Genomic DNA, 7453 nt, shown 5'->3' on the forward strand with positions numbered 1-7453 from the left:
CTCGCCGCCGCCCGGCGCGGCGTGCCGTCCGCGGTCGCCCGCGAGGAAGGGGTGGGCGGCGACGGGGAGTCCGGCCGCGTAGAGGGCGCCGAGCGAGCCGAGCAGGGTCGCGGCCTCGTCGGCGCCGCGCCGCAGCGAGGGCAGGGTGGTGACGGCCGGCAGGATCTCCGACACCGACTTGAGCAGCAGGGGGTGGGGGCTGAGCTCGACCACCGCGTCGACGTCGTGGTCGCGCAGCCTGGTCAGGGCGTCGACCACCCGGATCTCCCGGCGCAGGTTGTCCGCCCAGTAGTCCGGCCCGAGCTCCGCGCCGTCGACCGGCTCGCCGGTGACCGTCGAGATCATCGGGACGCGGGCGGTGCGCGGCCTGATGCCGTCCAGCTCGGCCTTCAGCGGGGCGAGGACGTGGTCGACCAGCGGCGAGTGCGGGGCGTGGCCCATCCGCACCCGGTGGTTGACGACGCCGGCGTCGGTCAGCCGCCGGACGAGGTCGTCGATCTCCTGCGGGGTGCCGGTGACCAGGGTGGAGCTCAGGCCGTTGTGGCCGGAGAGGGTGAGCCCGCCGGTCAGGTGCGGCCGGACCTCGTCCGCGGGGGTCATCACCACGATGCCCTCGCCGCGGCCGACGGCCAGCTGCTGGAGGAGCCGGCCGTGGTGGGCGGCCAGCCGGGAGGCGTCCTCGAAGTCGAGCGCGCCGGCGATGTGCGCGGCGGCGAACTCGCCGACGCTCTGCCCCACCACGACGTCCGGCTCCACGCCCAGCGAGCGCCAGGTCTCGGCCAGCGCGACCTGGAGGGAGAACAGCAGCGGCTGGAAGACGTCCATGTCGTCGAGGCGGCCGTCGGGGTCCATCAGCTGCTCCACGAGCGAGAAGCCCAGCAGCTCCCGCATCCGCCGGTCGGACCTCGTCATGGAGCGGCGGAACACGGATTGGCCGGCGAGCAGTTGGCGGCCCATGCCGACCCACTGCGAGCCGTTGCCGGAGAACAGGAACGCCACCCGCGGCCGGCCGGGCCGCTCCCCGACCTCCCCGACGCTCAGGCCGGGGGCCGTGGTGCCAGCGGCGAAGGCGTCCAGGCCGGTGCGGAGTTCGGCCATGTCGCGGGCGGTGGCCGCGAGCCGGAACCGGCCGTCGCCGGGCGTGCGGCGGCAGAGCGCGCGCAGGTCGGTCGCGTCCCGCGACTCCAGGGCCCGCTCGGCCAGCTCCGCGGGGGAGTCCGCGGCCAGCAGCAGCAGCGAGGCCTCGGGGCGCGGCAGTTCCTCGACGGCGATGTGGCAGATCGCGCCGCCGAAGCCGAAGGAGCTGACGCCGCCCCGGCGGGCGTCGGAGCGGCGCGGCCACGGCGTCAGCCGGTCCTGGACGGTGAGGTTGTACGCGTCGAACAGGATCTGCGGGTTGGGTGCGCTGTAGTGCAGGCTCGGCGGCAGGACGCCGTTGCGCATCGACAGTGCGAGCTTGGCCAGGCCGACGATGCCGGCCGCCGCCTCCAGGTGCCCGACGTTGGACTTGACGGAGCCGATCCTCAGCGGCGCCGCGCGGTCGGCGCCGCCCAGGACCGCGCCGACGGCGTTGGCCTCGATCGGGTCGCCGAGGGGCGTCGCGGTGCCGTGGCACTCGATGTAGTCCACGAGGTCCGGGGCGATGCCCGCCCGCTGGTACGCGGTGCGGAGCATCTTCTCCTGCGCCTGCGGGTTGGGCGCCGTCATCCCGTTGCTGGGACCGTCGTTGTTGGAGGAGCTGCCCTTGATGAGGCAGTACACCGGCAGGTCGCGCTCCAGCGCCACGCTCAGCGGGGCGAGCACGACGACGCCGGCGCCCTCGCCGCGGGTGGTGCCGTTGGCCCGGGCGTCGAAGGTCTTGCAGCGGCCGTCGGGGGAGATCGCGCCCAGCTGGTCCATGGCGGTGTAGTAGTCGGGGACGAAGCTGAGGTTGACGCCGCCGGCCAGCACCAGGTCGCTCTCGCCCAGCTGGATCGACTGGCACCCGACGTGCACCGAGACCAGGGATCCGGCGCAGGCGGCGTCGATCGCCATGCTGGGGCCCTGGAGGCCGAGGACGTAGGAGACGCGGTTGGCGATGATGCCGTCGTGGATGCCGGTCGCGGTGTGCGGGGTGATCTGGGCGTCGGGGCCGCGGTAGTGCGCCAGCGCGGCGTAGTCGTTCCAGCAGGAGGCCATGAACACGCCGGTGTCGGTGCCGACGAGGCTGTCCGGCGCGATGCCCGCGTCCTCCAGCGCCTCCCAGCACAGCTCCAGGACGAGGCGCTGCTGCGGGTCCATCTGGACGGCCTCGCGGGGCGAGATGCCGAAGAACAGCGGGTCGAACCGGTCGATGCCGTCGATGAACCCGCTCCAGCGCACCCGGTCGCCCAGCAGCTCGCGGCGGGCGGCCGGCACCGGTCCGACGGCGTCGCCGCCCTCGACCAGCAGCCGCCAGAACGAGGACGGGTCCGGTCCGCCGGGGAAGCGGCAGCCGATGCCCACGACCGCGACCGGCTCGTGCGCGGGCTTGCGGCGCTCGGCGCCGGGGGCGGGCCCGGCGGCGCGCGGGCCGTCGACGAGGGCGCGGGCCAGTCCGTCCAGGGTCGGGTACTGCCACATCCAGGTGGCCGGGACCTGCCAGCCGAGGTACTCGGACAGGGAGGCCGCGAGGTTCACCGACTTCAACGAGTCCAGCCCGTACCGGTGCATGGGCGCCCGGAGGTCCACCGAGGCCGCGGACACGTCCGACAGCTCGGCGAAGCGGGACAGCAGGAAATCCGTGACGTCGGTGATGTCTCGCGCTGCGCGCTCGTGGGGCATGGCGACTCCCTCAGCAGGGCGGATGGAATGGAGGACGGGGCTTCGCGGCCGGCCGGTCGGGGGGGACGCCGATTTCAGGGCAGCCGGGAACAGGGGGGCGGGGCACGGCGGGATCCGTCCTCCGCGCCGGGGGCCGTCGCGGAATCGGCGGGGCGGCGAGCGGACGGGGCCGGTGTTTCCGGAGTTCGCGCTCGACGTGAACGGGAAGTCCGGTGAAGTGAACGGGAAATCCGGTGGAGCGAACGAAAGGCGGTCGGGGCGGAGTGGAGGGTGGGCGGCGTCGGGGCAGCGCCGGTCAGCCTGCCGGCATGGTAGTAGGTCTGTACATGACATGCATGGACGTGCGGTCGGGCAGCGCTGCTCCTCTCGCGACAGGAGGAAGGACTCGGGGTGCCGACCGCGCGGCGCGGCAGGACGGGGTGAGGGTCGGGTCTTCGGGGGTGCTTGAGTGGTCGCCGTTCAGCGGCTCACTGATCAGCGGCACACTGTGGAATTCTGGCCGACGCGTTCGGCTCCTGCCGGTCGGGCTGCCGGCCACTTCCGCTGCTGAGAATTCCGCAGCGCGGGTATGTTCATCCGCCCTCGGGGTGCGGAGAGATGTGTCGACTACGCGTTCATCGATTCAAGGATCGCGTATTTCGACGGCCGGATGAAGCGCTGGCGGGATTTGATCGACAAAGTGTCCGATTCGATCTCCTCGATGCGACAGATGTACGAATGTGTGGTGGGTGCCGCCGTCGGGTAGAGGTCGACGGAAATCGAATGACCTGGGGAAGGGTCGACTGCCGGTACCATGCGCGCCGGGCGGGGTGGACAGCGGATGAGCGATCAATGCAAGCTGACCGCATGGCAGTTGAGAATCTTGATGCATCGTCAGCCAGTGCCGACAGCTCCTTAGTAAGGTCCCTCCCGCGGCGCCGTGCGCTCGGCCGCGAGCTCCCGGGCGGGCCCGCATGACCGCCACCGTGGTCGAGTCGGCCCGTCGGCCGGGGCTGGCGCTCGGCGTGCTGGCCGGGGCGTTCGCCCTGGACGTGAGCGGTCTCGGCGTGCTCAACGCCGCCCTGCCGTCCGTCGGAGAGCGCTTCGACCTGGGGGAGACCACGCTCCAGTGGGTGATGACCGCCTACGCCGTCACCTTCGCCGGCTTCCTGCTGGTGGGCGGCCGGCTGGCCGACGTCCTCGGGCGGCGGCGGGTGTTCGAGGTCGGCGTCGCCCTGTTCACCGTGTCCGCGCTGGTCGGGGCGGTGGCCCCGAACACCGTCACGCTGCTGGGCGCGCGCGCCGTCCAGGGCATCGGCGCCGCCCTGTCGGGGCCGGCCGCGCTGGGCCTGCTCACCGCGCTCTTCCCGGTCGGCCCGGCCCGCAACCGGGCGATCAGCGTGTACACGGCCGTCGGCGCCGTGAGCTTCAGCGGCGGAGTGCTGCTGGGCGGCGTCCTGACCCAGTTCTTCGGCTGGCGTTCGGTGCTCTGGTTCTCGGTGCTGATCGGGGTCGGCGTGCTGGCCGCGACCCGCGTCGGACTGCCCGACGGCGCCGGTCACCGCGGCCGGCTGGACCTGCCCGGCGCGATCACCGGCACCCTCGGCCTCACCCTGCTCGTGGTCGGCGTGAGCAGCAGCGGCGCGACGGCGTGGACCGTCCTGGCCGCCGCGGCGGTCTCCCTGGTGCTGTTCGTCGTCCGGGAGCACCGCACGGCCGACCCGGTGCTCCCGCTCGGCCTCTTCCGGATCGCCTCGGTGCGGGACGCGAGCCTGTCGGCGTTCCTCCAGTACACGGGCTCGATCGGGATGCTGTTCTTCGCCCCGCTGTACCTCCAGGGGATGCTGCACTACTCGCCCTCCGAGTCCGGCCTGGCGCTGGTGCCGATGTCCCTGGCGGTGTTCCTCACCGCCAACTTCGTCACCGGCCGGCTGCTGGCCACGTACTCCCCGCGGACGCTGATGGCCGTCGGCCTGGTCCTGATCGGCGTCGGCACCGGGCTGTGGCTGGGCACGCCGCAGGACGGGAACTACGTGCTGCACGTGCTGCCCGGCCTGGTGGTCAGCGGCATCGGCCAGGGGCTGAACTTCCCCTCGATGACCACGGCCGGGCTCTCCGGCGTCCCGGAGCAGCAGCACGCCGTCGCGGGCGCGGTGAACGTCGTGACGCAGCAGATCGGCGCCAGCGCGGGTGTCGCGGTGATGGTCCTGGTCGCGGGGACCAGCTCGGACCAGCTCGGCGGCTACCACCTCGCCTACGTCACCGCCGCCGTCGCCTGCGTGCTGGGCGCGGCCGTCATCGCGGTGCGGCGGAAGGCCTGAGGGGTCCCGCCCGGTCGAGGGCCGGAGCGGCCCGCCGGGAGGCGGCCCCGGGGTGCGCGCCGCACACCGGGGCCGCCTCTCGCCCGCTCAGGCGTCGGCGTCCGTGGAGGAGCGCACCACCAGCTGCGGCGCGAAGCGCTCCACCCGCTCCGACCGTTCACGGGCCGGGGACTGAAGGAGGGTCAGGGCGCGCTCGGCCATGGCGGTGAGCGGGTGGCGGATCGAGGTGATGGGCGGGTCGAGGAGTTCGAGCATCTCGGTGTCGTCGAAGCCGGTGACGGCGATCCGGCCGGGGACGGGGATCGCCGAGCGCTGCAGGGTGCTGACCAGCCCGACCGCGAGGACGTCCGCCCCGCAGACCACGGCGTCGATCCCGGCGTGCTGTTCGGCGATCCGGCGGCCCGCGGTGCGCCCGGCGTCGGTGGTGAAGCTGGGCAGCAGGACGGTGGTGGCGTCGGCGCCGCGGGCCCCGGTGAAGGCGGCGAGGCGCTCCGCGCCGGAGGAGGACGCCTGGTCGGCGGCGACCAGGGCGATCCGGTGGCGGCCGAGGCCTTCGAGGTGGTCGAGGAGCAGCCGCATCGCGGCGGTGTTGTCGAGGGTGACGGCCACGGTGCCGGAGCCGGTGGCCCAGCGGTCGAACAGGACGACCGGGGTCCGCTGGGCGGCGGCCCGGACGGCGGGGCCGGACGCGCCGGCGGAGACCGGGACGACGAGCAGCCCGTCGACCCGGCCGCCGAGCAGGGTCTCGATCTGCTCGGCCTCGACGGCGGTGTCGTTGGCGGCGTCGGAGACCACCAACTGCCCGCCGGCGGCGCGGACTTGCTGGGCGAGGGCGTCGGCGAGCTGGACGAAGTACGGGTTGGCGAGCGAGGGGACGACCACGCCGATGGTGCCCGTGGTGCCGGTGCGCAGCGCCCGGGCGGAGTGGTTGGTGCGGTAGCCGAGGTGCCGGGCGGCCTCCTCGACGCGGCGGGCGAGTTCGGGGTCGACGTTGCGCTGGGTGCCGGCCAGGACGCGTGAGGCGGTCGCGCGGGAGACACCGGCGGCCGCGGCCACGTCGAGGAGTCGGGGCGCTGTCACGTGGGGCGGTCCTTCGCGGTCGGGAACGGGCTCGGCTGAGCTCGCGGAATACGCAGCACGAGGGTACTTGACGGTTCCGGGGGCCTGGTCCACAGTGTGGGAGATCGATCTCCCAAGGAGTGCAGATGCCGCCCATCACCGTCGTCGGTTCGATCAACCGCGACCTCGTCCTGACCGTCGAGGACCTGCCGCGACCCGGCGAGACCGTGCTCGCGCGGGGCTTCGTGGAGGGCGTCGGCGGCAAGGGCGCCAACCAGGCCGTCGCGGCGGCCCGGCTCGGCTCGCGGGTGCGGATGGTCGCCCGGGTCGGCCCGGACGCCGACGCCATCCTGCGGGCGCTCGCCGCCGAAGGAGTGGACGTCGGGGCGGTGCGCCCGGCACCGGAGAGCACCACCGGGATCGCCTCGGTGGTGGTCGACCGGGCCGGCGAGAACACCATCGTGGTCAACCCGGGCGCCAACGCCGAACTGTCCGTCGCGGACCTGCCGCAGCGGCTGGCCCGGTCCGCGGGCGAGGTGGTCCTGGTGCAGCACGAGATCACCGCCGAGGTGGTCGCCGCCGCCGTGCTGCGGGCCCGGGAGCAGGGCGGCACCGTCGTCCTCAACCCGGCCCCGGCCCGCCCGGTCGCCCCGGAGGTGCTCGCCGCCGTCGACGTCCTCGTCCCCAACCTCGGCGAACTCGCCGCCCTGCTCGGCGCGGAGCCGCCCGCCGGCCCCGACGGGGCGCGCGAACTGCTGGAGCGGGCCGCCCTGCCCTGCCGGGCGGTCGTGGTGACGCTCGGCGCGGACGGGGCGCTGGTCAAACAGCCCGGCCGTCCCGCCGTGCACCTGCCGGCCCCCGTCGTGGACGCCGTCGACACCGTCGGCGCCGGCGACACCTTCTGCGGAGCCCTCGCCGACTCCCTCGCCCGTGGCGCCGACCTGCTCGCCGCCGCCGAACGAGCCGTCCGCGCGGCCTCGTTGGCCGTCACCGGGCTCGGCGCCCAGTCCGCCATGCCCTCCGCGGCGCAGCTCGACGCGGCCGCCGGCCCCCTCGGCGCACCCGCCCCGCTCCCCGACGCGACCAGCGCGGTCCTCGACGCCCCCGCCGTTCCCGTAGCACCCTGACGGTCCCCGGCCCCCACGCCCGGTCCGCTCAGCACCCCGGTTCCCCCGCACCACCAGTTCAACGGAGAACACCCCATGCGCAACCTCAAGCTCGGACTGTTCGAGAACGCCCAGACCAACGCGAGCGGCACCGCCACCTGGCGCCACCCCGACAGCCGCCGGCAC

At 74.2% G+C, this 7453-nt stretch carries 4 protein-coding genes; 2 read left to right on the top strand and 2 right to left on the bottom strand.

The features are described 5' to 3' along the window. Nucleotides 1-2802, bottom strand: a 2802-nt coding sequence (locus AE652_RS13210) for a type I polyketide synthase (protein ID WP_049651516.1), incomplete at its 3' end; no start/stop codon positions are given. A 953-nt stretch (nt 2803-3755) separates the two neighbouring features. Between AE652_RS13210 and AE652_RS13215 the strand changes: the two genes are divergently transcribed. Next, a complete protein-coding gene (locus AE652_RS13215; RefSeq protein WP_049651517.1) occupies nt 3756-5102 on the top strand; it encodes an MFS transporter in 1347 nt (448 codons plus the stop codon). Between the two features lie 87 nt (nt 5103-5189). Here AE652_RS13215 and AE652_RS13220 read toward each other — a convergent pair whose 3' ends face one another. After that, entirely contained in the window at nt 5190-6182 is a 993-nt protein-coding gene (locus tag AE652_RS13220) for a LacI family DNA-binding transcriptional regulator (RefSeq protein ID WP_049651518.1), read from the bottom strand. A 125-nt stretch (nt 6183-6307) separates the two neighbouring features. Between AE652_RS13220 and AE652_RS13225 the strand changes: the two genes are divergently transcribed. After that, a complete protein-coding gene (locus AE652_RS13225; protein WP_082345694.1) occupies nt 6308-7288 on the top strand; it encodes a ribokinase in 981 nt (326 codons plus the stop codon). The last annotated feature ends 165 nt before the right edge of the window (nt 7289-7453 follow it).

The sequence above is a fragment of the Kitasatospora sp. MY 5-36 genome (assembly GCF_001182915.1).
Classification (GTDB): domain Bacteria; phylum Actinomycetota; class Actinomycetes; order Streptomycetales; family Streptomycetaceae; genus Kitasatospora.